General features: G+C 41.5%; 29 protein-coding genes and 1 pseudogene. 19 read left to right on the top strand and 11 right to left on the bottom strand.

The genetic code is table 11. From position 1 onward, the window contains the following. Nucleotides 1–1,614 (bottom strand): ABC transporter substrate-binding protein SapA, encoded by a 1,614-nt coding sequence (sapA, locus tag HRT96_RS02095; RefSeq protein WP_293151533.1) that lies wholly within the window; start codon nt 1,612–1,614, stop codon nt 1–3. Nucleotides 1,615–1,903: 289 nt separating this feature from the next. Between sapA and tyrR the strand changes: the two genes are divergently transcribed. From tyrR to HRT96_RS02110, 3 genes are all read left to right on the top strand, one after another. Continuing rightward, nucleotides 1,904–3,472, top strand: a complete 1,569-nt coding sequence (tyrR, locus tag HRT96_RS02100) for a transcriptional regulator TyrR (protein WP_293151536.1) — start codon at nt 1,904–1,906, stop codon at nt 3,470–3,472. A gap of 144 nt (nt 3,473–3,616) precedes the next feature. Then, nucleotides 3,617–4,321 (top strand): DUF3108 domain-containing protein, encoded by a 705-nt coding sequence (locus HRT96_RS02105; protein ID WP_293151539.1) that lies wholly within the window; start codon nt 3,617–3,619, stop codon nt 4,319–4,321. A gap of 75 nt (nt 4,322–4,396) precedes the next feature. After that, a complete protein-coding gene (locus HRT96_RS02110; RefSeq protein ID WP_293151542.1) occupies nt 4,397–5,806 on the top strand; it encodes a cobyric acid synthase in 1,410 nt (469 codons plus the stop codon). 115 nt (nt 5,807–5,921) lie between these two features. Here the strand turns inward: HRT96_RS02110 and pdxH are convergent, their stop codons facing one another. Then, a complete protein-coding gene (gene pdxH, locus HRT96_RS02115) occupies nt 5,922–6,575 on the bottom strand; it encodes a pyridoxamine 5'-phosphate oxidase (protein WP_293151545.1) in 654 nt (217 codons plus the stop codon). Between the two features lie 9 nt (nt 6,576–6,584). Further along, on the bottom strand, nt 6,585–6,848 hold the full coding sequence (locus tag HRT96_RS02120) for a GrxA family glutaredoxin (protein ID WP_006032638.1): 264 nt from the start codon (nt 6,846–6,848) through the stop codon (nt 6,585–6,587). 303 nt (nt 6,849–7,151) lie between these two features. Between HRT96_RS02120 and pssA the strand changes: the two genes are divergently transcribed. The 4 genes from pssA to HRT96_RS02140 all read left to right on the top strand — a co-directional run bounded on the left by pssA (nt 7,152) and on the right by HRT96_RS02140 (nt 10,342). Next, nucleotides 7,152–8,501 (top strand): CDP-diacylglycerol--serine O-phosphatidyltransferase, encoded by a 1,350-nt coding sequence (gene pssA, locus HRT96_RS02125; protein ID WP_293151548.1) that lies wholly within the window; start codon nt 7,152–7,154, stop codon nt 8,499–8,501. 204 nt (nt 8,502–8,705) lie between these two features. Next, complete coding sequence (locus tag HRT96_RS02130; RefSeq protein WP_293151551.1) at nt 8,706–9,020, top strand: HlyU family transcriptional regulator; 315 nt, start codon at nt 8,706–8,708, stop codon at nt 9,018–9,020. Between the two features lie 36 nt (nt 9,021–9,056). Then, nucleotides 9,057–9,698, top strand: a complete 642-nt coding sequence (gene msrA, locus HRT96_RS02135) for a peptide-methionine (S)-S-oxide reductase MsrA (RefSeq protein ID WP_293151554.1) — start codon at nt 9,057–9,059, stop codon at nt 9,696–9,698. Between the two features lie 2 nt (nt 9,699–9,700). Further along, the gene (locus HRT96_RS02140) at nt 9,701–10,342 is read left to right on the top strand and encodes a M50 family metallopeptidase (RefSeq protein ID WP_293151557.1); all 642 of its coding nucleotides are present in this window, start codon (nt 9,701–9,703) and stop codon (nt 10,340–10,342) included. On the opposite strand, the gene HRT96_RS02145 is transcribed toward HRT96_RS02140, so the two are convergent. The 4 genes from HRT96_RS02145 to HRT96_RS02160 all read right to left on the bottom strand — a co-directional run bounded on the left by HRT96_RS02145 (nt 10,318) and on the right by HRT96_RS02160 (nt 13,403). Then, nucleotides 10,318–11,181: a 4'-phosphopantetheinyl transferase superfamily protein gene (locus tag HRT96_RS02145; protein WP_293151560.1), complete on the bottom strand. Its 864-nt coding sequence runs from the start codon at nt 11,179–11,181 to the stop codon at nt 10,318–10,320. The genes HRT96_RS02140 and HRT96_RS02145 overlap by 25 nt on opposite strands. A 59-nt stretch (nt 11,182–11,240) precedes the next feature. Beyond that, nucleotides 11,241–11,582 carry a hypothetical protein gene (locus HRT96_RS02150; protein ID WP_293151563.1) on the bottom strand — a complete coding sequence of 114 codons (342 nt, stop codon included), beginning with the start codon at nt 11,580–11,582 and terminating at the stop codon, nt 11,241–11,243. A 130-nt stretch (nt 11,583–11,712) separates the two neighbouring features. Next, on the bottom strand, nt 11,713–12,495 hold the full coding sequence (locus HRT96_RS02155; protein ID WP_293151566.1) for a TSUP family transporter: 783 nt from the start codon (nt 12,493–12,495) through the stop codon (nt 11,713–11,715). 26 nt (nt 12,496–12,521) lie between these two features. Continuing rightward, nucleotides 12,522–13,403 (bottom strand): NAD(P)-dependent oxidoreductase, encoded by an 882-nt coding sequence (locus tag HRT96_RS02160; protein WP_293151568.1) that lies wholly within the window; start codon nt 13,401–13,403, stop codon nt 12,522–12,524. Nucleotides 13,404–13,618: 215 nt separating this feature from the next. On the opposite strand from HRT96_RS02160, the gene HRT96_RS02165 reads away from it, so the two are divergent. From HRT96_RS02165 to HRT96_RS02175, 3 genes are read left to right on the top strand one after another with little or no spacing between them, the layout of a single operon-like run. Further along, the gene (locus tag HRT96_RS02165; RefSeq protein WP_293151571.1) at nt 13,619–14,965 is read left to right on the top strand and encodes a PLP-dependent aminotransferase family protein; all 1,347 of its coding nucleotides are present in this window, start codon (nt 13,619–13,621) and stop codon (nt 14,963–14,965) included. Between the two features lie 57 nt (nt 14,966–15,022). Continuing rightward, on the top strand, nt 15,023–15,658 hold the full coding sequence (locus HRT96_RS02170; RefSeq protein ID WP_293151573.1) for a hypothetical protein: 636 nt from the start codon (nt 15,023–15,025) through the stop codon (nt 15,656–15,658). A 34-nt stretch (nt 15,659–15,692) separates the two neighbouring features. Then, nucleotides 15,693–16,502, top strand: coding sequence for a DUF4344 domain-containing metallopeptidase (locus tag HRT96_RS02175; RefSeq protein ID WP_293151575.1), 810 nt, complete (start codon nt 15,693–15,695; stop codon nt 16,500–16,502). A gap of 26 nt (nt 16,503–16,528) precedes the next feature. Here HRT96_RS02175 and yfbR read toward each other — a convergent pair whose 3' ends face one another. After that, nucleotides 16,529–17,107, bottom strand: coding sequence for a 5'-deoxynucleotidase (gene yfbR / locus HRT96_RS02180; protein ID WP_293151578.1), 579 nt, complete (start codon nt 17,105–17,107; stop codon nt 16,529–16,531). Nucleotides 17,108–17,317: 210 nt separating this feature from the next. Between yfbR and HRT96_RS02185 the strand changes: the two genes are divergently transcribed. From HRT96_RS02185 to HRT96_RS02200, 4 genes are all read left to right on the top strand, one after another. Continuing rightward, nucleotides 17,318–18,466, top strand: coding sequence for a hypothetical protein (locus HRT96_RS02185; RefSeq protein ID WP_293151581.1), 1,149 nt, complete (start codon nt 17,318–17,320; stop codon nt 18,464–18,466). Continuing rightward, nucleotides 18,456–19,361: a zinc ABC transporter substrate-binding protein gene (locus HRT96_RS02190; RefSeq protein ID WP_293151584.1), complete on the top strand. Its 906-nt coding sequence runs from the start codon at nt 18,456–18,458 to the stop codon at nt 19,359–19,361. The genes HRT96_RS02185 and HRT96_RS02190 overlap by 11 nt, the downstream gene beginning before the upstream one ends. A 3-nt stretch (nt 19,362–19,364) precedes the next feature. Then, complete coding sequence (locus HRT96_RS02195) at nt 19,365–20,153, top strand: metal ABC transporter permease (RefSeq protein ID WP_293151587.1); 789 nt, start codon at nt 19,365–19,367, stop codon at nt 20,151–20,153. 235 nt (nt 20,154–20,388) lie between these two features. Continuing rightward, a complete protein-coding gene (locus tag HRT96_RS02200) occupies nt 20,389–20,805 on the top strand; it encodes a GFA family protein (protein WP_293151590.1) in 417 nt (138 codons plus the stop codon). A 106-nt stretch (nt 20,806–20,911) separates the two neighbouring features. Here the strand turns inward: HRT96_RS02200 and HRT96_RS02205 are convergent. After that, a pseudogene (locus HRT96_RS02205) lies at nt 20,912–21,078 on the bottom strand (aminotransferase); the annotation flags it as partial. On the opposite strand from HRT96_RS02205, the gene HRT96_RS02210 reads away from it, so the two are divergent. Continuing rightward, nucleotides 21,078–21,287 carry a flagellar brake domain-containing protein gene (locus HRT96_RS02210; protein ID WP_293152108.1) on the top strand — a complete coding sequence of 70 codons (210 nt, stop codon included), beginning with the start codon at nt 21,078–21,080 and terminating at the stop codon, nt 21,285–21,287. The pseudogene HRT96_RS02205 and the gene HRT96_RS02210 sit on opposite strands and share 1 nt — an antisense overlap. Nucleotides 21,288–21,451: 164 nt before the next feature. Then, nucleotides 21,452–21,769, top strand: coding sequence for a heavy metal-binding domain-containing protein (locus tag HRT96_RS02215; RefSeq protein WP_293151593.1), 318 nt, complete (start codon nt 21,452–21,454; stop codon nt 21,767–21,769). 156 nt (nt 21,770–21,925) lie between these two features. On the opposite strand, the gene HRT96_RS02220 is transcribed toward HRT96_RS02215, so the two are convergent. Beyond that, the gene (locus HRT96_RS02220; RefSeq protein WP_293151596.1) at nt 21,926–23,143 is read right to left on the bottom strand and encodes a pyridoxal phosphate-dependent aminotransferase; all 1,218 of its coding nucleotides are present in this window, start codon (nt 23,141–23,143) and stop codon (nt 21,926–21,928) included. Nucleotides 23,144–23,390: 247 nt separating this feature from the next. Between HRT96_RS02220 and HRT96_RS02225 the strand changes: the two genes are divergently transcribed. The 3 genes from HRT96_RS02225 (at nt 23,391) to pabC (ending at nt 25,582) form a co-directional block, all read left to right on the top strand. Then, complete coding sequence (locus tag HRT96_RS02225; protein WP_293151599.1) at nt 23,391–23,840, top strand: PaaI family thioesterase; 450 nt, start codon at nt 23,391–23,393, stop codon at nt 23,838–23,840. A gap of 13 nt (nt 23,841–23,853) precedes the next feature. Beyond that, nucleotides 23,854–24,657, top strand: a complete 804-nt coding sequence (locus HRT96_RS02230; RefSeq protein ID WP_293151602.1) for a glycerophosphoryl diester phosphodiesterase — start codon at nt 23,854–23,856, stop codon at nt 24,655–24,657. Between the two features lie 94 nt (nt 24,658–24,751). Beyond that, nucleotides 24,752–25,582 (top strand): aminodeoxychorismate lyase, encoded by an 831-nt coding sequence (gene pabC / locus HRT96_RS02235; RefSeq protein ID WP_293151605.1) that lies wholly within the window; start codon nt 24,752–24,754, stop codon nt 25,580–25,582. On the opposite strand, the gene HRT96_RS02240 is transcribed toward pabC, so the two are convergent. Then, nucleotides 25,579–26,388 (bottom strand): pyruvate, water dikinase regulatory protein, encoded by an 810-nt coding sequence (locus HRT96_RS02240; RefSeq protein WP_293151608.1) that lies wholly within the window; start codon nt 26,386–26,388, stop codon nt 25,579–25,581. The two genes, pabC and HRT96_RS02240, sit on opposite strands and share 4 nt — an antisense overlap. Nucleotides 26,389–26,392 lie beyond the last annotated feature (4 nt).

Raw genomic sequence — 26,392 nt, forward strand, 5'->3', positions numbered from 1 at the left:
TTATTGCCGTTCTGTATTAATGAAATTGATACCACCGAAAGCGGTTGTTTCAACGCCTTTTAAACCACTGGTATAAGCATGTAAGCGTAATGAATGTGCCAGTGGAATAAGGGGTAATTCTTGTTGGATAATTTCTTGGGCGCGATAATAGAGTGTTACACGTTCAATGTATTCTGTTTCAGTCACCGCTTGGTTAATCAAATCATCGAACTCTGAATTACACCAACGGGTATAATTAGAGCCGGTGTTAATCGCGTTGCAACTTAATTGGAAACGGAAGAAATTATCTGGATCATTATTATCTGCAACCCAACCCAAAAGGTAACTATCATATTCACCCTGTTGTAATTTCTTTTCCATGAGTTGCCACTCATATTCAATGATTTTTGCTTCGATACCGATTTGTGCTAACTCTGCTTGAATAAGCTCAGCCATTTTAACCGCATCCGGATTATAAACTTGAGATGATTTTAGTGCCAAGATATTCATCTTAAAACCATTTGGATAACCAGCTTCAGTGATTAATTGACGTGCATAAGCAAGGTTGTATTTATAGCTTTTTAGGTATGGGTTATAAGCCCAAGATACCGGCGGTAATATCGACTTAGCATTGACACCTGTATTGTAATAAACAGTTTGTAGTAAGGTTTCTTGGTTAATAGTATGGGCGAGCGCACGGCGAATCTTGGGATTGTCAAACGGCGGCTGCTCAGAATTAAATGCCCAATAAGCCACGTTTAACCCTGTTTCTACCGATATCTTAACCCTGTCGTGTTGACTGATCATTTCAACTTGGCTAGCTGCGGGATAAGCCATAATATCGCATTCTTGAGTCAGTAACTTCGCTAAGCGTGATGATGCATTTGGGGTGATATCAAAAATCAATTGTTCGATCTTGGCATTGTCTCCCCAATAATCATCGTGTCTTAGATAGCGAATAAAATTATCAGTGCGATATTCTTTAAATTTAAATGGACCGGTGCCAATCGGCAGGTTATCTATATCAGCTTGTTTGTTTAACGCAATTAAGGTGTTGCCATATTCAGCAGATAAAATAACACTAAAATCGCTGGCTAAATTGGCAATAAATGAAGAATCAGGTAATACCAGCTTAAATTCAATCGTGTAATCATCAATCTTTACCAGTGATTGGATCTGCTGATCGAGTTCAATACCCTCAAAAAAAGGATAACCATTAGCTGAGACGTCATGATAAGGATGTTTATTATCTAATATTCGTGCAAAGCTGAAAATGACATCATCGGCATTAAACGGTCGTGTTGGGGTAAAATAATCAGTTTGATGAAAACGAACGTTTTTCCGTAAAAAAAAGCGGTAAGAGAGGCGATCTTCAGATATTTCCCAATTGATGGCTAATCCAGCTTTGAATTGCTGAGTATTTGGATCAGTAAAGAGCAGACGATTGTATAGCTGGCTCGTCGTTGCATCAAGGGTCACATTGGATGTGGCAGTTTGCGGGTTAAATGAACTGGGGCTTCCCTCTGTGCAATAAGCCAGACCGTTCTGTTTAATTTGGGTTTGCTCACCACACGCTGTTAACAACAAGAGTATGGTTAGAGGCTGTATATATTTAATCAAATTTAGAATATGCATATTGTTTTATCACGATTACTCACCTTGCTAATTTATCATTAAGACAATGTTCAACCAAGCTAATCTGCGTATTTTACACCATAATAGTTAAATTTATTGATATATGAGATAAAAGTCGATTCATATCAGCCTGTTTTTCTGCAACAGGGTATTATTTAGCAAAATTATCAGGCGATGATTAGCAGCATCTATTTCGCTTGTCATAATATGGTCTGATACATTTTTAGTGGCGTTGATACAGCCGTTTACATGCTATTATAGGCGCATAGTATTTTATGGTGGTACAGTAATGCGTTTGGAATTAGTTTGTGAAGATAGAGTGGGTATTAGTCGAGAGATCCTTGATTGTTTTTTAACGCAAGATATTAATTTATCGGCGATTGAGATCCAACAACCTGACCGGATATTTATTAAATCACCGAACCTAGAGTTTTCTGACTTGCAGGCGTTGATGGCGAATCTTCGCCGCATTAGCGGCGTGTGTGATGTTAAAACAGTCAGCTATTTACCTTCTGAACTTGAGCATCAAGAAATACAAACCTTGATGACTAACTTACCTGATATTGTATTTTCGGTTGATGTAAAAGGTTTAGTGTCTTTGGTTAATACACCTGCATTGACTGCGCTTGGACTTTTGGAGTCGCAAGTGAAAGGGCATTGTATCAGCAATTTTGTCAAAGGATTTTCAATTTCTAAGTGGCTAGAATCAGAGGAAGTCTGCGCGCAAACACAAAAGCTCACCTTACTAGATGAAGATTTTTTTGGTGATATTCTGCCCCTCAGTATTAGCAGTGATGTTAATCAAGTGACGTTGTCCAAAGCCGCCGTCAGCGTAAAACCACACGAACTCGTTGGCGCAGTGATCATACTTAAATCGGTTGACCGTATTGGTAAACAGTTTAACTTCTTACGTACTTTCCAGTTTGCGGCATTTGATGAGATTCTCGCCAAAAGCGATAAAATGAATAAGTTAATCAATACCGCTAAAAAGTTTGCCATACTCGATGCGCCGTTAATGATTTTAGGTGAGACTGGTGCGGGTAAAGAATTGATAGCTAAAGCCTGTCACCAAGCAAGTGGGCGCTCACAACATCAGTTTTTAGCACTAAACTGTGCCGCGGTACCTGATGCTGTCGCTGAATCTGAATTGTTTGGTGTTGTTACTGATGACGGCGAAACTAAGCGTGGCATTTTTGAACTCGCCAATGAAGGTTCAGTACTGTTGGATGAAATTGGTGATATGTCACCGTACTTGCAAACCAAATTTTTACGTTTATTGGAAACCGGTTGCTTCCGACGCGTAGGTGATGAGCAAGAAGTACGGGTTGATGTGCGTATTATTTGTACCACTCAAAATGATCTAGCTAAGTTGATCAGTGAAGGTAAATTCCGCCAAGATTTATATTATCGCTTAAATGTTTTATCGATGACTGTGCCTGCGCTACGTGATCGTAAAGAAGATATTATTCCGCTTTGCCATTCGTTCTGCAGTGTATTTAGTCATGAATTACAACGTACCAAACCTCAGTTAAGTCGTAATGTATTAGAGTTATTACAATCTTATCCTTGGCCGGGTAACGTACGTGAATTGCGTAATGTGTTATATCATGCGTTGTCCTTGTTAGAAGGGGATGTATTAAATCCGTGTGACTTGAACTTATCAGCAACAACGACTGAAACTTATGATGAAGCCTTGTTTGATGGGTCATTGGATGAAGCCTGTAAACGTTTTGAAAAATTATTATTACAGCGTTTATACCCGTCTTATCCAAGTACACGACAATTAGCGAAGCGCTTAGGTGTATCGCATACTGCCATTGCCAACAAGTTACGCGATTATAAAATCACTAAAAAATAGAAATTAGTCGCTCGCGTATTTATAAGCTAATAACGTATTTATAGACTAGATTTTATAGATCAATATAGTCATGGTTTTATAGGTTAAAGTCATTATAGCTCGCATCTCGCTTGTGCGAGCTACTGCTGAAGGGAGTCTGTTTTGATGAACGTTTTTTTCACATTTTTTTACACTATCGTATTAAGTATAGGAACTTATGCCATGACCGCATCTGCTGCACAGGCTGAGTTATACCCTTTTCAAGCGCAATACTCGATGTATTACAAAGATGTAAAATTTGGTCATTGTGAACGTTCATTGCGCCGTTTAAATAATTTTGAATATAAATTAACCAGTACAGCATCAGTATTACTGGGTTCAGGCAGCTATGAAAATAACTCTTGGTTTAAATTACAAAATGGTCTGCTAACTGCGCAGCGTTATAAGCATGAAACAACGGTTATCGGTTTTAGTTCAGTGTCATCTGGTATCTTTGATGAACAGGGCGATATTGTGATGGATTATGATGACAATCAGGTGAAATTAAAGCTGCAATCGCATGTGATAGATATTGGTGCAATGACTATTTTGCTGCAAAATGATCTTAAATTAGGTAAACAAGCGTTCAATTACCAATGGGTATTTGAAGATAAAGTCGAAGCCATTGAGTTTGAATATCTAACCGAAGAATCGATCAATACCATATTTGGTGACATGCAAGCGGTTAAACTCAAGCAAGTAACCAAGAAGAACCGCATTTCTTATTTCTGGTTTATTCCCAAACTGGATTATCAACTGGCTAAAATTGAAGTATATAAAAAAGGTAAACGTTGGGGTTATTTAACATTATCGGATCTGTCTTTCCAATAACCTTTATCACTTGTTTACCCTCGCCAGGCTAACCGTTACACTGCTGATATTCAGTTGCCATCAGATAGATATAAAATGACCAAGCCAATCATGATCATGGGGTGTACTAGCGACGCTGGTAAAAGTTTCGTTGTTGCGGGTTTATGCCGTATGTTTGCTAACCGAGGTGTTCATGTCGCGCCATTTAAAGCTCAGAACATGAGTAATAATGCTGCGGTTACCGCCAACGGTGAAGAGATTGGTCGAGCCCAATATTTACAAGCCATTGCCGCTAAAGTCACCCCTGATGTGCGGATGAACCCGGTATTATTAAAACCAAGTGCGGATACCCAAAGCCAACTTATTTTGAATGGTAAACCAGCGCCGGAGTTGAGTGAGATACCGTGGATGGAGCGTAAAGCTTATTTGTTTACGCACGTTGAAAAAGCGCTCGCAGATTTACAGCAAGAATACCAACAAATCATTATTGAGGGCGCCGGTAGTCCCGCTGAAGTGAATCTACGTGCGGGTGATATTGTCAATATGAGTGTTGCACTGGCTTGTAATGCGGATGTCTATTTGGTTGCTGATATTGATAAGGGGGGTGCATTTGCTCATCTACTCGGCACATTTATGTGCCTTGCCAAAGAAGAACAGCAACTGATTAAAGGTTTTGTATTAAACAAATTTCGTGGTGATCCGCTGTTACTCGGTAATGCGATGGATTGGTTAGCAGATAAAACCGGCGTGCCGACCGTCGCTAATATTCATTACTTTCCGCATCGTTTACCTGAAGAAGATACCTTACATCATCGTGCTGTCTATCAACGTGGGCACATCAATATCGCCTTAATCGCTTATCCGTATGCGGCGAATATGGATGAATTTGATAATCTTATTCATCAAGATAATGTCAGTGTTGTACCGTTACGTGATGGCCAATCCTTGGTCGATTTTGATGCCATTATATTACCAGGCAGCAAGAATACAGCCGCAAGTTTATTGCATCTACGTGAGTCTGGACTCGCCAATGAAATCAGCAAGGCTGCGCAGCGTGGTCAGCCAATTTTAGGTATTTGTGGTGGCATGCAATTATTGGGCGAACATATTCTTGATCCGCATCATATTGAAAGTGGCGATGAACAAGGCTTAGGACTGTTGCCTATTATCACTGCACATGCCCAGACTAAAACCACACGACAACGTGAAATTGACTGGCAGGGCTTTAAACTGTCAGGTTATGAAATTCATCACGGCCACACCAAGATGAGCTTGAAGGGTGACGCGCAAACGACTACTTGCAAAAGTTTTATTGAGACAGATTTAGGCTGGCAACAGGGTAATGTCTACGGCTGTTATTTACATGGGTTATTTAATAATAAAGGTTTTATTAATCAGTTTTTAACGAATTTAGGCTGGGAGGGTGACGCCGATGATCACGCGGTTAGTTTGGATGCTGAGCTAAACCGTGTCGCGGATATGTTCGAGAAATTGGATTGGTTATAAAACGCAGGATTTAGAGCGGATAAAACCAGTTGCTTAACAATAGCAAGCAGGTAATTGGGATTACCTGCTTGCTTATACAATGGTTAAACCTGTCAATATTCAGAATAATGGCCTATTAAGGCGCGAGGCGATCAACGCGCCAATTATCACCTTCTTTTACATAACTAAAGCGATCATGTAAGCGATCTGCTTTACCTTGCCAAAACTCAATACTGGTTGGTTTTACCACATAGCCGCCCCAAAATTCAGGTAATGGCACTTCTTTATTCGCAAATTTGTCGGTGAACTGCTTAACTTGTTGTTCTAGGATTTTGCGAGAGGTGATCACTGCACTTTGTTCTGATGCCCATGCACCGATTCGGCTACCACGTCCACGAGACTGGAAGTAGGTATTAGAATCTTCGGCTGAGAGTTTTTCGACTACACCTTGAATACGCACTTGACGCTGTAAAATATTCCAGTGGAATGTTAACGCGATATGTGGATTCTGTGCTAACTCTTGGCCTTTTCTACTGTCGTAATTAGTAAAGAAAACAAAACCTTCTTTGCTTAACTCTTTCAGTAGTACCACACGACAAGAAGGGTAACCATGGGCATCAACAGTCGACACTGTCATGGATTCTGGTAAGACGATGCCGCAGTCTTGCGCCGCTTTAAACCAATTCTGGAACTGATCAAACGGATCAACACTGGGATCAAGGTCGGGCAAGTCGATTAATACGCCTTGCCCCAGGGTAAATGCACAACGGATCTTAGTTAATAAAGACATTGCTCAGCCTTATGCGTATAGCCCTAAGTTTTCTTTTGCGAATTGTTCAAATTCAGTACAACCACCCACGTGTTTCTCATCGATAAAGATTTGTGGAACGGTGTTAACTGGTACGCCTGCAGATTTTTCTAGGTCAGCTTTGCTGATACCTTCTGCAAGCATATCGATGTAATTAAAATCAAAATCTTCATGCTCAGCTTTTAATGTTTCTGCAATTTGTTTTGCACGAACACAGTAAGGGCAACCAGGACGACCAAAGATAACTGTAAACATAATATAAATACTCCGCGTAAATAAAATTGGTTAGCACTATATACGTACTTTAGTGTCAGTACCAGTTGCTAGTGAGTTAGTGCGTACATAATATGTTTTTCTGAAATAAAATGAAATTGTTTATTTAATAATAATTGATAGGAATTAACTATTGATGACGAATGTAACATTATCAGTATGACTTCTGTTAAGAAATGTAAATTTTCAGCGCCAAGTTCGAATAATTACAGAGATAAATAGCAATCAGGATTGGAATCAGTAATAATTATCGATTAACTTTTATAAATCAGCTTGAAACGACATATGAAATCATTAGAGTTTTATCAATCTACGATTACCAACTTAAAGCAACTGCCGATGTCGGCAGGGCATATTGATGTTTTATTTTCAGCGCGTGATTTTAAAGCAAAAATGTTAGACTTAATTGCTTCATCTTCGAAACGCATTTACCTTTCGACTTTATATCTTCAAGATGATGATGCAGGTAAAGAGATACTTAATGCGCTTTACCTGGCTCGGGTAAATAATCCAGGGTTAGTGATTAAAGTGTTCGTTGATTTTCATCGTGCACAGCGTGGACTTATTGGTCAGAAAGATCATGGCGGTAATGCCGAACTTTATAGAGAAATGCGCCAAAAATTAGGTGATAAAGTAACTATCTTAGGCGTACCGGTTAAAGGCAAAGAAGTGCTTGGGGTCTTGCATCTTAAAGGCTTTATCTTTGATGATAATGTGCTTTACAGTGGCGCGAGTATTAATGACATCTATCTACATCAAGCGGATAAATATCGTTGTGATCGTTATCATGTGCTTTACAACCCTGCGTTAGCGGATTCAATGACCGCGTATTTAGAAGATTACTTTGTTAGCCAGAGCGCAGTGACTCGACTTGATGAAGATGTGATCCCGTCAAGCAAAGCCTTGAAACAAGATATTCGTCAGTTCAAACAAACGTTACGCAGTGCACAATACCACTATATTAATACCACCCCAGAAAGTAACGAAGTTGGTATCACGCCTATTTCTGGTTTTGGTCGTCATGGCAACAAGTTAAATCAAACCATCACTAACTTATTACGTGCTGTAGAAAGCGAAATCACTATTTTTACCCCGTATTTTAATTTGCCGTTATCAATATCAAAAGATATTAAACGCCTGTTAAAACGTAATGTGAAAGTAACCTTGGTGATCGGGGATAAAACCGCAAACGATTTCTACATTCCACCGTCAGAACCGTTTAAGGTGATATCAGCACTGCCTTATATTTATGAAACGTACCTGTATAAATTTGTCAAAACTTGCCAGCCTTATATCGATAAAGGCTTGCTTAATGTGCGCTTATGGAACGATGAAGGCAATAGCTTCCATCTTAAAGGTTTATGCTGTGATTATAAGTATCACCTATTAACAGGTAATAACTTAAACCCTCGCGCATGGGGTTTAGATCTAGAGAATGGTATTCTAATTCATGATACTAAACAGTTATTAAAAGATACCCTGCAAGCAGAGCAAGAGCATGTGCTGAAAAACACCCGTCGCATTAAACACCTTTCTGATTTAGAAAGTATGGCGGACTATCCAGCACCAGTGCAGAAATTTATGCGCCGTATTAAAACTACACGCTTGGATATGTTACTCAAACGTATTCTATAATATAGCGATTCTTCACGCTTAATGATGATAACAAAGGCTTGTTACTGTTTCGGTAACAAGCCTTTGTCGTTTTAACGACCAGACCCTGCTTGCTATCCTGATAGCAAGTAAATTAGTTTCATTTTTAATAAAGACTATTGCTCTGTTCTAGCTTGCTGATTATACTCTGGTTAACTATCAAACAATTAAATTGGCCGTGATATAATGTTCGGATTTTTAAAACGATTTTTTTCTGACTCGGATGCTCAATTAGATGTTAAACCTGTCGACAATACACCGACTGTTGAACCCATCGATTACAATGGCTACCTTATCTTTGTGATGCCGAAGGAAGAGGCGGGTCAATACCGTGTCGCGGGTTTAATTGAAAAGCCGGTTGTAGGCGACGAAGAAGTTGATAATTTAAAGCACGAATTTATTCGTTCTGATGTTTGCATGAGCAAGCCGCAAGCGGAACAAATCACGTTACAAAAATGTAAGTTATTCATCGACCAAGTCGGCGATAACATGTTTAAGTAACTAAGGTTTTTTGACTCATTAACGCTGGAGTTCACTATGTTTTTTGCAAAAAATAAGTCAACCATGGTTAGCAAATTGGATGCGTTGCCTGATAACCCAACGGCAATCCCAGTTGATGCGTTACATTATGTGTCAGCCACTAATATGGTGCCGCCTTTTGTAGCCCAACATCAAGTATGTTATTTCGCGATGGGCTGCTTCTGGGGCGCTGAACGATTATTTTGGTCGGTACCGGGCGTCGTGACAACCGCGGTCGGTTATCAAGGTGGTTATACTGTGCATCCGCATTATCAACAAGTGTGCACGGGCCAAACTGGCCATACCGAGTCTGTGTTAGTGGTTTTCGATCCGGAAGTGATTAGCTATGCAGAACTCCTTATCTTGTTTTGGGAAAACCATCAATCAACCCAAGGTATGCGACAGGGTGCTGATCAAGGCACACAATACCGTTCTGCGTTGTACTGTACTTCTGCGCAACAATTATCTGAAGCAAAAGCTTCTGCTGTGCATTATCAGCAAGCATTAGTGGATGGCGGCAGTGATGACACCATTACCACTGAAATCGACTTGGCGGCACCATTTTATTATGCCGAGGCGGATCACCAGCAGTACCTTGCTAAAAATCCACAAGGCTATTGCGGCATAGGCGGCAGTGGCATCTGTTACCCTGGGAATTAATCATGCAAGCGAGAGATAGGCGAATTCTATTTATATTGGTGTTTACGGTTCTCGTTTTTATGTGGCAAAGCACGTTAATCGCTCCGCTCAAAATCTTAGTGGTATTTTTGCACGAGCTTAGCCATGCGCTGGCGACTTGGTTAACCGGTGGTAAGGTTGTGGAGTTTGTGGTCTCGGCCTATCAAAGTGGCCATGTTATCTCGGCGGGTGGCTCGCGGTTTATTATTCTTAGTGCAGGCTATTTGGGCTCGTTACTGTTTGGCTTGTTGTTTTATGCGGCCAGCAGTCGTCGTAAAACCACCGATATTAGCTTAGCGTTATTGGCCATCACCATGTTACTCGTGGCCGTTTTTTTTGGTGGTACCTTGTATACCATAGGTTTTTCCGCCGTCATCGCCTTGGTGATCATGGTGCTATTAAAGTACGCTAGTGCGGGTATCAAGCAAACCGTGTTATTAGTGTTTGCCAGTGCCAGCATGATTTATGTACCTATCGATATTTGGCAAGATACCATCATTCATAGCGGATCCTTATCTGATGCGCGTATGTTAGCCAATGAAATGGGCGGAGCTACCTTTATGTGGGGCGGTCTGTGGTTTGTCGCTAGTTTGTATTTTATTTATTTAACGCTACGTAAATCGTGATTAAAGATCGCCGTTAATACCTTAATATCGATACCGACATGAGTATTGCTATCGGTATTAATCGATGTATTGTCAGTGACTTCAACGTTGCTGATAATACTGATGTCAAACGCTTGCTCGAACGCTTCATAACAACCCGAGAGTACATGCAATTGCAGGCAATGCTCAAAGACGTTATCACGCAGTAATTTGGCGATAGGTTGTTTAATTGCTTTGGCTAGCGCTTCTTTTAACGTCCATATTCGATACAACGCCTTGGCGTGCACAGCTTTAATCATCTCTTCGGTAACCGCGTCAGCTTGGGCCATGCAGGCGCGTAATTCTTCACTATGATAGTAATGCTTGGCGACTTTTTCGAGCGAACGCTTGGTCGAGATCCATTCTAAATCCACACCCAGTTGCATTGGTTTTATTGTTAGTGCTTGCATCGCAGCATGCTTTACCGGTACGAGGGCAACCAGCACTTGGCCATGAGAGTGAGAAATACAACAGTGTAGCGCGATAACCTTGTCATGCTGATATACCTTTAAGCAAGCATCCTTATCATCGAACAGCACAGTCAGTGAATCAAAATCATAGCCTAAACATTGGCTCGCATAGGTTTTAATGATAACGCGACTCGCGAGGTATTCTTGCTTTGCTTGTTGCTGTTTACGTTTTGCAAATACGGCCTGTTCTTGTGGGTGTAAATACTGCGCAGCCAGTGCGGTGATCTGTTCGCTATCAATGTTGTTACTGTTAAACAAGTAAATATCAATACCGGCATCTGCACTGACTGGAAAGTCGTTATGCGAGCTGAAGGTAAGTTGCTGACTGAAAAATGCGGCAGTGTGTGGCATTAAAGATGAGACCGTTATAGTGCTGTGGGCAGAAAGTATAACAATCTCTTGCGACTACTTCAGTAAACCTTGTAATTTTTTTGCTGGCGAATCAGCCATTCAGGCGTTGTTGTTGTTGTTGTCATTCCCTCTGGTTTTAAAGAGGGGTGGGATACCATCATTTTATTAATGGTTAATTCTTGTTGTTGTTCGATGTCGATAAATAATATGGTTTTGCCATTTTCGAGGGATTGTTTGAATGCTTGGCTATTAATATTAGGTAGCTGAATACCCATGTGCTCACCTTCCCAAGTGCAAAAAACCAGTACCACCAAGGCGAACATAATAATCGGCATGCCACCCAGAGGGCTATTATACCAGCCTTGAAAATAAGTCAGTAATAAGATGGTGACCGCCAGCACAATACCAATCGCTGCGCCGATATCACCACTCTTAATTAAGCCTTTCTTCAGCGCGTTATCTACCTCGTATACATGATGATGTCCTAAGGGTTTAACATAGTAACCACCTTATTACTATAGTTGAAAACAGCTATATCAGAAGAAACTTATAACCTAATGAGGCCATCAGTAACATCAAGGACACGGATAATGTTTTACGCACAAAGTCAGGGCCAAATTTCATTGCCGATGTACTACCTAGGTGATTACCAATCAGGTTCATCACCACTAAAGGCAGGGCCAACATGTACAGTAATTTCCCTGCCAGCATAAATGCAATTAGCGCACCGATATTTGACGAAAAGTTGAATAGCTTAGAGGTTGCCGATGCTGACACTAAATCAAACTTTAACAAGTAGTGCAGCACTAAGATCAAGAAGCTGCCGGTACCTGGACCAAAGAAGCCATCATAAAAACCAATCACGAACACCGCCAGTGGCACGCCAAAATAGATGACCTTGGTATTAACAGCCTGTTCACTGTGCTGGTTATCTTGCTTGGGAATAAAAGAGACAAGGATACCGATGGGCAACATGCCAAGGATTATTTTACCGACAGTATCAGGATCAAAGTACAGGATCGATTCAGCACCTATGTAGGCACCCATTAATCCAGCGGGGATCCCGGATGCCACCGCAGTCCAAATAACCTTTTTGTTTTTGACAAAATTGCGTATCGCTGCAATTGTGCCCAGTGTACTGACTATCTTTTCTTGCCCCAACGCGACCTGTGGAGGTAACCCTGCAAGTATAAAGGAGGGCACGAGTATTAAGCCGCCCCCGCCTGCGACACTGTCAATAAAGCCCGCTGCGAAAGCGGATGCCATTAACGCCAGTAGTATCCATAACGTGATATCTGCACCAAAAATTTCCATTTTAATATTCTCCTACGTTGTTATTTTTAGACTGATTTTATCGCGTTCGCTTTGATGAGAATTGAGGTGTCCATATGCCCCAGTCCGTGTTGCTGTAATATCTCGTAATCACTATCGACTTGACTCGTTAAAGGTAATTGCAGTTGATAGCGTTTTGCTTCGTCTAAGCAGATCCCTAGATCTTTCCTCATTAGGTTGATCGCAAAGCCAAAATCAAACTGATCGTTTGCCATCGTTTCTGCACGGTTTTCCATCTGCCATGATCCCGCTGCGCCATGCTTAAGCGTCTCGACTACGAGTGCTACATCTAATGATGCCTTTTCCGCTAACGTTAATGCTTCACTTAAACCTTGTAAAACCCCTGCGATACATATTTGATTTACCATTTTACAACGTTGTCCCTGACCGTGATTGCCGAGTAACGTGGCCTGTTTGGCATAAGCGTTAAGCACAGGTTGAAGTGTTGTGAAGGTCTCAGTGTTACCGCCACACATGACGGTTAACGTGCCATTTTCGGCACCTGCTTGCCCACCTGAAACGGGCGCATCCATAAATTCAACATCATGGTTTGCACATGCTGCGGCTAACTCGATGGCAAGCTGTGCTGATGTGGTGGTGTGATCGACTAAGATAGCGCCCGGTTTGAGGCTGGCCAATACGCCTGATTCACCGTATACCACGCTGCGTACATCGTCATCGTTACCAACACAAATGAACACGACATCTGCGTTTTCTGCCGCTTCTTTAGGGGACGTAGCCAACACCCCTTGATAGTCATTTACCCATTTAATGGCTTTTTCGGTGGTGCGATTGAATACCGTTGTCTTATATCCTGCATGTTTTAAATAACCCGCCATTGGGTAGCCCATCACCCCAAGACCAACAAACGCAATGCTTAAAGAATTCATATTTATACTCCAATTTACCAATGACATATGTCAATTTGTATTTATAACTTATTGCATTACCTTGTGGTAAGTCAATTTATTTATACAATTAATTAACAAATATAATTGTATAAATAGGTAAATGTAATGGTTCTAGCGCTGTATGTTTTATTTCAGCGAGGTAAACTAAGGGCAATTAAGATTATGTTTTTGCAGTGTTCATTAGAGGCAAGTTAATGAGTGATATTAAGTTTCGTCAAATCGCCGAAACCATTGAAACTAGAATTAATACTGGTGTGTATCAACCGAATACCAAATTACCGCCACATCGGGTGCTCGCTGATGAGCTTGAGACTACGCCGACAACGGTGTCCAAAGCCTATAAATTATTGGCAGAGAAAAATAAAGTTGAATCCTTTGTTGGGCGAGGCACGTTTGTCTGTGGTAATTCTGAATTGGAAACCGTGATCCAAGCCTCTGATGATGATGCTGATTACAATTTTTCGATTTTACAGCCTTGCTTAAAATATAATGTCTTACCCTTGCAGGCGGCTTTTCAACAAACCTATGCGGCGTTGCCGAGTGAGTTATTAGGCTATATCGAACATAGCGGGCATTTATCCCACCGAGAAGCGGGTGTGAAGTGGGCGGCGGAATTTGGTTTGTCGGTTTCAGACCCTAACGACATATTACTCGCCAGTGGCGCGCAGAATGCGCTGGAAATATTGATCCAGACCTATACCAATCCCGGCGATTGCATTGCTGTCGAAGCATTTACGTACCCTGGCATTCTCTCTATTGCCAATTTATTGGGTCGCCGTATTGTTGACGTCGAGATGGATAGTGAAGGCATGTGCCCGATTGCACTTAAAGATACTATTCTTAACGATAAGCCGAAATTGGTTGTGATTGTGCCGTCACATCAAAATCCGACGGGCGTGACTATGCCGCAAGCGCGCAGAGAAGCCATTGCTAAGGTGATTGCAGAAGGGGATGTTTGGTTATTAGAAGATGACATTTACGGCTTCTTGAACCCAGTGACGATCCCTGCTATTACCAATTATATACCGGAAAAAAGCTTTCATATTACCAGTCTGTCGAAGGCGATTAGTCCGGCGTTGCGCTGTGCATTTATCAAAGCGCCAAAAAGTGAGATTCGCAAAGTAGGGGCGTGTATTCGTACGTCTATTTGGCTGGCGTCACCGCTTAACTTCGCGGTTGCAGCGCAGTTGATTAATTCTGGTGAAGCCTTTGCGATGGCGCATCAACAAAAATTATTGGCGGCGCAACGACAACAGTTTGTGACCGAGCAACTTGGGTTCTTAGCTTGCTCGAGTCAACCGACAAGTTACCATATTTGGGTGGCATTACCGGCGCATTGGCGACAAGAACATTTTGTGATGGAAGCGAAAAACCAGCAATTATTGGTGAGTAGCGGTGGTTATTTCTCGCAACAGAGTGATAAAAGTAACCATATCCGTTTATCATTAATGGCGATAGATGACGAGCAACGCTTCCAGCAAGGTGTTGTATCGCTAGCTAATTTACTCAAAGATGGGCAGGGTTCACACTTCCTGTTTTAATCATTTTAACTGTTCATCATGTAGACCCATAATACGACATGAGACTAAGGGGAGTTTATGTTGAAAAATACGATAACGGGCATGCTTATTTTAAGTTGTTCTGGCTGTGTTTTATTAGAAAAAAAAGATCCAATACCACCAGTCATTGATCCTGCGGATGCAGACGTCCCAGTATTATTAATGCCAACAGCAACGGCAATCTCCGCCGCAGAATGTGCTGGTGATATGGAGTTACCCGTCGAGTTGAGTCGTAAATTTACTGCAGTATCAGATCCTGAACTGTTGGCGCAATCTATCGGTGAAGCGAATGAAGGCAAACTTTGTCAGGGTCAGGTCTATGTTGCCAAACAGAACACCCAAGTTATGTTATTTCGTGGTTGGAATGCTAGCAACCCAGCGAGTGAGTTCGGTGAGTGGTGGGCATTAAAGAGTCCCCGTGGCCAAATTGCGCAATACCGCAGTGATTATCAAATATGCTATCAATGGTCACCGTTAGATAAACTCACCTTGTGCAGTTTAAAAGTAGGAGCGAAAGTGGTGATTGGCACTGGTCAAAGTGCGACGTGCTCAGATTATCTTGATTATCCAAGCTCAGCAAAGAAACAAGTCTACCTTGCCAATGCTAATGCCGATCTGTTTGACTGCTCGAGTTATAACGCCGAGTTTAATTGGACGCCTATTGTTAACAATTAATGTGTCTTAGTCATAAACGATAGGTAGGAAAGGAATGAGATATTATCAACGCAGGTGGTTATTCGCCGTAATGTTACTTTTCTCTAGTATGAGTATTGCTGCTGATAATGTCATTGTGCGTTATCTGCCGACAAATGATATTAAGTTACAGCTTATCACTAAAAAATTGCAGTCAGACAGCAGTATTCAAGATGCAATTAGTTTAATGAATGACGAGTTTATCTTTCCTAAACCGTTAACTATCGTCTTTGGTAGTGATGACGGCCCGTTATACGATCCCGTGGTTAATGACATTCTCATCCCCTATATTTTTTTAGACGAAGTAGATCAGCGCTTCAAGGCTGTTAATTACGCGGGTGATAATCAAGGTAAGGCTAATCCAGAAAATCTAGGTCAGGCGGTGATGGATGTGGTTATACATACGTTATTCCACGAACTTGCTCATGCTTTGATTGCGACGTATGAATTACCGATTGTGGGTAAAGAAGAAGATGCGGCAGATAATTTAGCCGCAGTATTATCAATTGAATATTTTGAAAATGGGGCTGAAATAGCAATTAGCGCAGCAGACCTGTTTTATTTGGAAGGTGATGAGATAGTCGAATTTGAAGAGGCGGATTTCTGGGATGAACACAGCCTCGATTTACAGCGTTACTATGCCACCCTTTGCTATGTTTATGGCAGTGATGATGCTCAATACGCCTACTTGTTAGAAGAGACTGGGTTTTCTGATGAACGCGCTGAACTGTGTATTGGTGATTATGAGCGCATGACAAATAACTGGTTAACACTCTTAGACGCTTATATGTCGCCTGAGGTTGATGCTACTACGCCAGCCGAATAAAGTCAGAGTGTTTGTCGTACGCCAATTTAGTCCATATCATCAAACGGCTGACCAATACTTGGTAAGAATACATCGATGAAATAACGAATTTCATCAGTCATGCGCTCGTCTAATGCGTTTTGGCAGCGTAATTTGGCTTTCGCAAATTCATGATTGCCGCAACTTTCTTCTTCAATACACTTCATATGCGCACAGAGAATATCCGCATCTTTGACTAAGGTTTTATAGACAGGATCAAGATCGGGTGTCGATAATAATGGCTTATACGCGTCACGTAATTCTGCTGGCAGCATATCCAATAGGGTCTTCTCAGCCGCCAATTCAATCTTGTTATATTCACGAATAATGGCTTTGTTGTAATATTTCACTGGGGTTGGTAAGTCGCCGGTGAGCACTTCGGTGGTATCGTGAAACAGTGCCATCGACGCTGCTTTGTCAGGTTCATAGCTTTTGCCGTAATAAGTATTCCCGATCAGCGCAAGTGCATGGGCAACCATAGCAACCTGTAAACTGTGCTCGGCTATATTTTCATGGGTGACGTTACGCATCAGCGGCCAACGGTAAATTAACTTCATACGGGCAAGGTGGGCAAAAAAATGGCTCATGATCTTCTCCTGATAACGTTCTGAAAATAACTAAGTATTGGATGACAACAAAGGCTAGATGCACGTAAGTCATCGTTTTTATTACTGTAGCACCTCTTTGCATACTCTCAAAATTTCAAATAGTTAGATTTATCGCTTTGCAGTTAAACTGTTATGTTATAACATAACAAAATATTAGTGTTATATTATAACGATTAAGGAAAAATAGTTGTGAAAAAGAAATTGGTTTCTCTCGCGATTGGTAGCATCTTGGTATCGCCTGCTTTTGCTAATACGTTATCAAATCCACAAATTGGCGTGGTACTCGATGGTTATTACCAAAATGGTGAGCGTAATAACTCTGAACGTGGCGAGGGTTTCGGACTTGGGCACACTGAAATTAGTATGTCCGCTAATATTGATGACAAGTTTCACGGTGTATTGACGACAGTATTAGAGGCGCATGGTGATGAAACCGAGCTTCTTTTAGAAGAGGTGTTTGTTGAAACATTGGCAATGCCTTATGGTCTTAATATTCGAGCTGGACGATTCTTATCAGACTTTGGTTATTTGAACAACCAGCATGTGCATACCGATAGTTTTGTTGAGCGTCCAATCGCTTACCGTACTTTCTTAGGTTCTCATTATTATGATGATGGTTTGCGTGTAAACCTAGTACTACCAACGGATATGTATGTGAAATTGGGGTTCGAGGCATTGAGTGGCAGTAAGATGTCTGCTGTGGAAGATGGCGCTGAAGTGGGTGTTTATACCACGACATTAAAAGTGGGTGATGATTTTTCAGCATCGTCTAGTTGGCAGTTTGGTTTAAGTTATCTGCGTAATGACAACGGTAAAACGAAAAGCTTTGAAGAGCATGACCATAGTGATGATTCCGATCACGATCACGACCATGATCACAGCCACGCATCGGCAGTGACAGGCTCGAATCTATACGGCGCTGACTTTGTGTGGAAGTGGGCACCAGATGGCAACTATAAATACCGTAATTTAACTTTGTCAGCTGAATACATGTTGTTAAACAATATTCTGGACAGTAAATATAAGGGTGCAGAAAATGCACCTGATAATTTAGCCGCGTATTACGTATCGGGTGTATACCGTTTTACTCCTAGTTGGTCGACAGGTCTGCGCTACGGTGAAGCTGAAAGCTATGACGGGCATGCACATGGCGATCATGTACATTTGACCTCTCTAAAAGACCGTGAATTTGATGCGATGCTGGCGTGGAACTCTTCTCATTTTGGTACCGTTCGCGCCCAATATTCGCGTGTTGAAAACCAATCTAAAGAAACGGATAACGTATTCACACTGCAATATGTAATGACGTTTGGTGCGCACGGTGCACATGCGTTTTAAGAAAAGCACATTATTTGTGACCGTGAGTGCCGCCATCTTGTCTGCACCTACGATGGCGTTAAATATCTTCGTCTGTGAGCCTGAGTGGAAAGCGCTATTGGCCGCACATGCGCCAGAAGCGACCATCTATTCTGCGACTACGGCACTGCAAGACCCACATTACGTGCAAGCGAGGCCGTCTTTAATTGCGAAGATGCGCCAAGCCGATATGGCCATGTGCTCTGGCGCTGAATTGGAAATCGGTTGGTTACCGATGTTGCAAGCGCGAAGCAGTAATCCTGCGGTGCAGAACAATACCCAGAGCATGTTGTATGCGTCAGAGATTGTCAGCATGTTGGATACGCATGACCATGTTGACCGCAGCATGGGTGATATTCATGCCCATGGTAATCCGCATGTGCAGTTTGCCGCTAACGATATGCTCCAGCTTTCTCGAGTCGTGGCCAAGCGGTTAGGAAGTATCGATCCTGATAATGCACTGGCATACCAGCGTAATGGTGAAGCGTTCCGTGAAAACTGGCGGCACAAGTTAGTTGAATGGGAACAACGTGCTGAACCGCTGCGAGGTATGCAAGTGGTGAGTTATCACGCGACCTATCGTTATCTGTTTGATTGGTTAAAGATGGGGCAGGTTGCAGATCTTGAGCCTAAACCGGGGATCTCGCCGACGACTGCGCATTTGCAATCGTTAACGAAGTTAGATCCGGCGTCGTTTGATGCGATTATTTATTCTTCTCATCAGAATCAACGTCCGGCCAATTGGCTGCATCAGCAAACACAAAAGCCAGTGATTCAATTACCACTAACGGTATCGGAAGGGCAAAGCCTCGACGAATTGTATGATGGTATATTAGATGATTTGCTCGATGTGCTTGCGCAACCAGCGAAGCGCTAAGCTATGCTAATTGATTATCTTTGGCTCGCCCCCGCGGTGTTGTGTGGCCTGATTGCGCTGGTGGGTAATGTGATATTGGGGCAACAAGTGCTACAGCGTAAAATCATTTTTATTGATTTAGCCGTCGCACAAGTTGCCGCATTAGGCGCTGCATTTAGTCAGTATTGGTTAAGTAATTTTGATGTATTACCCAAGACTTGGTTAGAGCAAATGATCGGTCCTTGGGTATTGTCGCTGATGCTGTGCGGTTTAATTGCTGTGATGGAAAAGCATTATAAACAACACCTTGAACCTATGATCGGCAGCTTGTTTGTGGTGTCTGCTTCATTGGCTATTTTACTGGCAAGTAAGGACCCGCACGGTGCCGACTTTATCCAAGGTATCTTAAATGGTCAGCTGTTATGGGCAACATGGAATGATGTTTGGCCGTTGGCGATTATCACCGCCGCGATGGTGGCTTTGGTGACGATGAAACCTGAGTTCATGCGTGGCAGTGGTTTTTACATTATTTTCGCGATATTAATGCCGATAACGGTCAAGTTGACGGGTATCTACCTTGAATTTGCGTTATTGGTTATTCCAGCACTTTGTGCATCCGCGTTAAAAGGTACACGGTTTTTTATCGCGAGCATGGGTATTGGCGTGACTGGGATTTTGTCTGGTATCGCGATGTCAGCTCACTATGATTTACCCAGTGGAGCAAGCATCGTCATTACCTTGTTTGTATCTGGCGTACTGTTTCATTTATTGCTGCAACCTTTGGTTGTAAAGACTGAGGTTCGTGCTTCATAAGATAAAGCACACGTAAAATAAAGCCTGATTTCAGAATACTCTGGAGTCGGGCTTTTTTCGTTTCACATCAATATAGTTTACCTTTCGATTTAGAGAGCAATAATTGATTTTACCGTTGTCAGGAATAGATTTAATCGACATTAATACCGCCTTGGGGTACTGTTATTACATACAGTATTTTGTTGGTTTGTTAAATGAAACACATCTATGGTTATAAACTAAGGGGAATATATAAATGTTACATTCAAAAGCAAGCTGCCTTTGTGGTGCAGTTGAAATTACCGCAAACGAAATTAATCCTAGATTTACTGTCTGCCACTGTGACTCATGCAGAGGATGGGGTGGCGCTCCATTTTTTGCTGTTCAATGTGGAACGAATATAAGCATTACAGGCTTGGATAAAGTGAAGACGTATAATTCATCATCTTGGGCATCTCGTGGTTTTTGCACTGATTGTGGAACTCATTTATTTTTTAAATTTAATGACAGTGGTGATTACAATATGCCAGTGGGCATATTTAAAGATTTGAACGGATTAGAAATGGATATGCAATACTTTAGTGATCAGCGACCTGACTATTATTGCTTTTCAAACGAAACGAAAGAAATGACCAAAGCTGAAATTATGGCTTATTTTGCAAAAAAGATATAACAAGCACGTTTAAAATAGCTAATAAAAAGCATCGAGATTAGATTTCTTATTAAAAAAGGCGTCATTACGACGCCTTTTCAATATCTATCAATGTATTACCTACAAACTAATCCTGACGGTAAGTTGATAAGAAGTTCGCTAGTTTATTAATCGCAATAGTCAGCTCTTCAACATGCGGTAGAGTATCACGCGGAAGTGATCAGGACGGCTCCAGTTAAACCATGTACCTTGCACAATCAATAGCTTTTCTTGCTGTAACAGATCTAATGCAAATAAATAACCCACTACCTGTACGCCTAAAATCATCCCTTGTTGGTTATGATATTGGTCGATATATCATATTAAAATATCCCCGAGTCGCAAATAATTCAGAGTATAACGATGTACTCATTGAAGGTAATGACGTGATTGTACGTTATTTACTGGAAGGTGATAAAGACAAGTGTTTCGCCTTTAGTTCTTCTGTTCGCAGTGTGACTTAACATCCTGTTGATGGCGAAATAAAAATTATGGCTCAGATTTGTAATCGTAGAAATGAAAACGGTGAGATCAGTGTCGGTATTAAATTTATGGATGATGGCAACCTAGTGCCGAAATTGTTGTCTCAACTATTTATTGCTTAAACTGTTTATTCAAGGAAATCTTTATGATCTATTCAACTACAGAATCAATTCCCGGCAAAGAAATCGAAGAGATAGTCGGTGTTGTTACTGGTAACGTCGTTCAAGCAAAGCATATTGGACGTGACATTATGGCGAGCTTAAAAAGTATTGTCGGTGGTGAAATACGCGGTTATACAGAAATGTTAACAGAGGCTAGGGACATAGCGGTTAAACGTCTAATTGAAAATGCGAATGAAAAGGGCGCTGATGCTATTGTCGGGATCCGTTTTACCACAAGTGCAATTATGGATGGCTCATCTGAAATTATGGTTTTTGGCACTGCGGTTAAATTAAAAAAATAACAGGACATTCAAAATATTAGATATAGTGGACTATTCGATCTGCTCCACTTTTGTCCACAATATTTAGCCTCTTAATAAGGCGTCAATAAAAACAAAAAAAGGCGTCATTACGACGCCTTTCTAATATCTACAATCTACAACGGTATTACTTACAAACTAATCCTGACGGTAAGTCTTCAAGAAGTTCGCTAGTTTATTAATCGCAATCGTCAGCTCTTCAACACGCGGTAAGAATACCACACGGAAGTGATCAGGGCGGCTCCAGTTAAAACCGGTACCTTGCACAATTAATAGCTTTTCTTGTTGCAACAGATCTAATGCAAATTTCTGATCGTCTTTGATATTGAACATTTCAATATCAATTTTAGGGAACAGATACAGTGCACCTTTTGGTTTCACACAAGTGATACCCGGAATATCATTTAACATCTTCCAGGCTAAATCACGTTGTTCCAGTAAACGACCACCGGGTAAAATCAATTCATTAATACTTTGATAACCACCCAGTGCCGTTTGTATCGCATGCTGCATCGGTACATTCGAACACAGACGCATAGAGGCAAGCATGTCCAATCCGGCAATATAGTCTTTAGCGAGATGGGTTGCACCGCTAAGTACTAACCAACCAGAGCGGAAACCCGCAATACGATAAGCTTTCGACAAACCATTGAAGGTCACAATCAGAATATCTTGCGCCAGTATACACATAGGCACATGCTCAACACCGTCATATAGGATCTTGTCATAGATCTCATCTGCAAAAATGATCAGGTGGTGTTGACGAGCCACTTCAATTACGTCTAGCAAGAATTCTTTGCTATATACCGCCCCTGTTGGGTTGTTCGGATTGATTAATACAATGCCTTTGGTATTCGGTGTGATCTTGGCTTTAATGTCATCCAGATCAGGATACCAATCCGATTCTTCATCACATATATAGTGTGTTGCTTTACCACCCGAAAGGGTAATTGCCGCTGTCCATAATGGATAATCGGGAGATGGAACTAACACTTCATCACCATTATTAAGTAATGCCTGCATCGACATCATGATTAATTCTGATACGCCATTACCCAGATAAATATTGTCAATAGAGACGTCCAATAGACCTTTCTGTTGATAATGTTGCATCACGGCTTTGCGTGCAGAATATAGTCCTTTTGAGTCACAATAACCTTGGCTCGATGGCAGATTATGAATAACGTCTTTTACAATTTCTTCTGGGGCTTCAAAACCAAATGGGGCGGGATTCCCGATGTTTAATTTGATTACTCGATGACCTTCTTCTTCTAAGCGATTCGCTTCTTTTAATACTGGTCCACGTATGTCATAACATACGTTATCTAACTTATGAGATTTTTCTATTGAGTACATCCCGGCTCCAACGCTGTAAATATGTTTATTGTTTATCTTTCTGTCATAAAAGTAACGTATATATGGGATTGTTGGAAGTGATATTTGACGTTCAGGTCGATTTATTGTTGCGTCATTGTTGATTTGTAAGCTTCGGGGTAACATTATTGGTAATGGTTACCAAATTACGGTAGTTTTGTGAGATTATTGTTGTAATACAGCAGTTAAATACATAGTTCATCGATAGTTAAATAGAGAAGGAAAGAGCATGAGTCAGCAATTAAACCCAGCAAAAATGAGTGGATTAGAGATACTACAAGCAATGGCAGAAGGTGTGTTCCCTCATCCGTCGATTTGCGACACGATGCCAATGCAATGTGTAGATGTAAGTGAAGGGCAGGTTCATTTTAGTGTGCAGGCTGATGATCGTCATTTAAACCCGATGGGTGGAGTACACGGTGGTTTTGCGGCCACGGTACTTGATTCGGTTACGGGTTGCGCGACACACACAACACTGGTTGCTGGTGAGAGTTACGGTACGGTCGATTTGAATGTGAAAATGGTGCGTCCTATTCCTAAAAATACCGTATTACACGCCAAAGGTAAGGTATTAAATGTATCAAAAACAGTTGTTATCTCGGAAGGTGATATTCGAGATGCAGAAGGCAAGCTTTATGCCCACTGTACCGCAACGTGTGTCATTACTCGTCAAAATTAAATAGGGTTTCCTTATGACAAATAACATTTCTGAAATAACAGCGAATACATTTCAGTTCCATCCATCCGCCAGTGAAAATGCCGGTAAAATGGTGATTGGGCATCGTGGTGCGTCATCCATTGCACCGGAAAATACCCTAGCGGCATTTCAATTAGCCGAATACCACAATGTATCGTGGATTGAAGCGGATGCGGATATGTTAGGTGATGGCACGGTGGTTATTTGTCACGATGCAACTCTCGAGCGCTGTAGTGATCATAATGGCTTATTACGCGATAAAATAGTCACGGATCTGGACAATATTGATGCTGGCGCATGGTTTTCACTGGATTTCGTTGGTGAACGTATTCCGACGCTGGTTGAATTAATATTGTTCACCAATGAGACGGGTATGAACCTGAATTTAGAAATTAAATCAGGCAATGATAAAGCCGTTACTGATCGACTCATTGACGGTATTATTCGCGATATTAATCATCACTGGCAAGGAGGGCAGCAATTGCTGATCTCGAGTCGTAATCATTTGTTATTAGCTGAAGTGAAACGCCGAGCGCCAGAAATAAGCTTAGGGTGTTTGTTTAAAACCCCCTTGCCTAATGATTGGCTAACTTCGATGCAATATGTCGGTGCCGATTTTATTCACCCTCATGACAAAGGCTTGACCGAACAGCAAGTCAAAGCCATGACCGATGCCGGTTATAGCGTTAACGTGTGGACAGTTAATAGTTTGGCACGCGCTAACCAATTATATAATTGGGGGGTAACGGGTATTTTCTCTGATATTTCACCGCAATTTCCGCCTTGTTATCGAAATTAATTGCCAGCCAAGCCAGAGTGAACATACAATCAGAGCTTAAACTTTAATAGCATACTGTAACTTGAATGGAAAACGTAACTTGGATGCATAAATCATGATTATTAATGGCTCTCGCAGTCAAGATGTGGCGATTTCCGACCGAGGGTTTAATTTTGGTGATGGGCACTTTACCACGATAAAAATGGCCGCCGGGCAAGCCCTACTATTGGATTTACACCTAGCACGCTTACAACAAGCGTGTGCGGTATTAGCGATAACGTTTGACCAATGGGATGAATTAGTCGCTGCTATCACTCAGCAAGCATTGGAATTACAAGACGGCGTGTTAAAAGTCACGATCACTCGAGGCGAGGGCGGTCGGGGTTACGGTACTACGGGCTGCTCAAGTGCTAATTGGTATATACAAAATCGTCCTATGCCACCCTCTTACAGTGAATTGGCGAAGTCGGGCATTGAATTAATGCTTTGTGACTACCAGCAAACGGTTAATCCAGCATTGGCGGGATTAAAAACCTTAAACCGATTGGATCAGGTGATGATCAAGCAAGAACTTGATGCCCATAACATGGCAGATGGGTTGGTGTGTTCGACTGAAGGTTATGTTATCGAAACCTCTGTTGCTAATGTATTTTGGGTGACAGCTGGTAAAGTCTATACCCCGAGCACGAAACGCAGTGGTGTTGAAGGGGTGATGAAAATACACATTTTAAACTTGTTGCATAGTCTGGGATTGACGCTTGAATCAGGAGATTACACTGTTGCAGATGTGCTTGCTGCAGATGAAGTTTTTATTACTAATTCAGTTATGGAACTGGTGCCTGTTAAACGTATTATGAAGCCAGATTTGAGTATTGATGTGTGTTACGACAAGTCCTACACGCTTAGTCAAATGATAAAGCGTGTAGTAAAATGGCGTCGTAATTAGAAAATACGACGTTTCAAGCCTTTCTTATCCAAGATCTTAGTCGCGATCTCTTCAACCGAAAATGACGTACTGTTAATGAAAGGGATTTTTTCGCTACGGTATAAGTATTCAACTTCCGCAATCTCTAACTTACATTGACGTAATGACGCATAAGTGCTGTTAGCAAGGCGTTCACTACGGATGCCCTGCAGACGTTTCACATCAATGGTGAGACCAAATATTTTATGTTTATTACGTTTTAATTCTTTTGGCAGCTTTAACTCATCCATGTCATCGGCAATAAACGGGTAGTTGGCGGTCTTGATCCCAAACTGTAATGCGAGGTATAAACTGGTTGGTGTTTTGCCACTACGTGATACACCGACTAAGATTAAGTCAGCATCGTCGTAATCTTTACAGCTAATACCGTCATCGTTGGCGAGGGCATAATTCACTGCCTCAATACGGGCATCATAAGTATCAATTTTAAGGCTGTGAGTACGGTGTGATTTCGGCTCTGCTTTGATATTTAATTGCTCAGAAAGCGGTGCCACAAATGTACTCAAAAAATCGTGAGAATAGCCTTCATTTGATTCGATTATTGTCCTTATTTCAGATGAAACTATCGAATGAAACACGAGTGGCTTTTGTCCTGTTTTCGCTACGTGTTCGTTGATTTTTTGAGTAACGTATTTTGCTTTTTCTTCGGTCTCAATAAAGGGGAAAGTATGCTGGTCAAATTCGATTGGGAATTGGCTTAGAAGCGCGTGACCAAAGACTTCAGCGGTGATCGCAGTGCCATCAGAGACATAAAAAACAGTTTGCATTGAC

Source organism: Moritella sp. (assembly GCF_013215705.1).
Lineage (GTDB): Bacteria > Pseudomonadota > Gammaproteobacteria > Enterobacterales > Moritellaceae > Moritella.

Excerpts from the sequence above, each read along its gene's own strand:
- HRT96_RS02145 (WP_293151560.1), bottom strand. The coding sequence starts at position 11,181 with ATGCCACACACTGCCGCATTTTTCAGTCAGCAACTTACCTTCAGCTCG.
- sapA (WP_293151533.1), bottom strand. The coding sequence starts at position 1,614 with ATGCATATTCTAAATTTGATTAAATATATACAGCCTCTAACCATACTC.
- HRT96_RS02220 (WP_293151596.1), bottom strand. The coding sequence starts at position 23,143 with ATGTACTCAATAGAAAAATCTCATAAGTTAGATAACGTATGTTATGAC.
- HRT96_RS02110 (WP_293151542.1), top strand. The coding sequence starts at position 4,397 with ATGACCAAGCCAATCATGATCATGGGGTGTACTAGCGACGCTGGTAAA.
- msrA (WP_293151554.1), top strand. The coding sequence starts at position 9,057 with ATGTTTTTTGCAAAAAATAAGTCAACCATGGTTAGCAAATTGGATGCG.
- HRT96_RS02165 (WP_293151571.1), top strand. The coding sequence starts at position 13,619 with ATGAGTGATATTAAGTTTCGTCAAATCGCCGAAACCATTGAAACTAGA.
- HRT96_RS02240 (WP_293151608.1), bottom strand. The coding sequence starts at position 26,388 with ATGCAAACTGTTTTTTATGTCTCTGATGGCACTGCGATCACCGCTGAA.
- HRT96_RS02215 (WP_293151593.1), top strand. The coding sequence starts at position 21,452 with ATGATCTATTCAACTACAGAATCAATTCCCGGCAAAGAAATCGAAGAG.
- HRT96_RS02175 (WP_293151575.1), top strand. The coding sequence starts at position 15,693 with ATGAGATATTATCAACGCAGGTGGTTATTCGCCGTAATGTTACTTTTC.
- pssA (WP_293151548.1), top strand. The coding sequence starts at position 7,152 with ATGAAATCATTAGAGTTTTATCAATCTACGATTACCAACTTAAAGCAA.
- tyrR (WP_293151536.1), top strand. The coding sequence starts at position 1,904 with ATGCGTTTGGAATTAGTTTGTGAAGATAGAGTGGGTATTAGTCGAGAG.
- HRT96_RS02105 (WP_293151539.1), top strand. The coding sequence starts at position 3,617 with ATGAACGTTTTTTTCACATTTTTTTACACTATCGTATTAAGTATAGGA.
- HRT96_RS02130 (WP_293151551.1), top strand. The coding sequence starts at position 8,706 with ATGTTCGGATTTTTAAAACGATTTTTTTCTGACTCGGATGCTCAATTA.
- HRT96_RS02190 (WP_293151584.1), top strand. The coding sequence starts at position 18,456 with ATGCGTTTTAAGAAAAGCACATTATTTGTGACCGTGAGTGCCGCCATC.
- HRT96_RS02170 (WP_293151573.1), top strand. The coding sequence starts at position 15,023 with ATGTTGAAAAATACGATAACGGGCATGCTTATTTTAAGTTGTTCTGGC.
- pdxH (WP_293151545.1), bottom strand. The coding sequence starts at position 6,575 with ATGTCTTTATTAACTAAGATCCGTTGTGCATTTACCCTGGGGCAAGGC.
- HRT96_RS02230 (WP_293151602.1), top strand. The coding sequence starts at position 23,854 with ATGACAAATAACATTTCTGAAATAACAGCGAATACATTTCAGTTCCAT.
- HRT96_RS02225 (WP_293151599.1), top strand. The coding sequence starts at position 23,391 with ATGAGTCAGCAATTAAACCCAGCAAAAATGAGTGGATTAGAGATACTA.
- HRT96_RS02155 (WP_293151566.1), bottom strand. The coding sequence starts at position 12,495 with ATGGAAATTTTTGGTGCAGATATCACGTTATGGATACTACTGGCGTTA.
- HRT96_RS02120 (WP_006032638.1), bottom strand. The coding sequence starts at position 6,848 with ATGTTTACAGTTATCTTTGGTCGTCCTGGTTGCCCTTACTGTGTTCGT.
- yfbR (WP_293151578.1), bottom strand. The coding sequence starts at position 17,107 with ATGAGCCATTTTTTTGCCCACCTTGCCCGTATGAAGTTAATTTACCGT.
- HRT96_RS02200 (WP_293151590.1), top strand. The coding sequence starts at position 20,389 with ATGTTACATTCAAAAGCAAGCTGCCTTTGTGGTGCAGTTGAAATTACC.
- HRT96_RS02160 (WP_293151568.1), bottom strand. The coding sequence starts at position 13,403 with ATGAATTCTTTAAGCATTGCGTTTGTTGGTCTTGGGGTGATGGGCTAC.
- HRT96_RS02140 (WP_293151557.1), top strand. The coding sequence starts at position 9,701 with ATGCAAGCGAGAGATAGGCGAATTCTATTTATATTGGTGTTTACGGTT.
- HRT96_RS02195 (WP_293151587.1), top strand. The coding sequence starts at position 19,365 with ATGCTAATTGATTATCTTTGGCTCGCCCCCGCGGTGTTGTGTGGCCTG.
- pabC (WP_293151605.1), top strand. The coding sequence starts at position 24,752 with ATGATTATTAATGGCTCTCGCAGTCAAGATGTGGCGATTTCCGACCGA.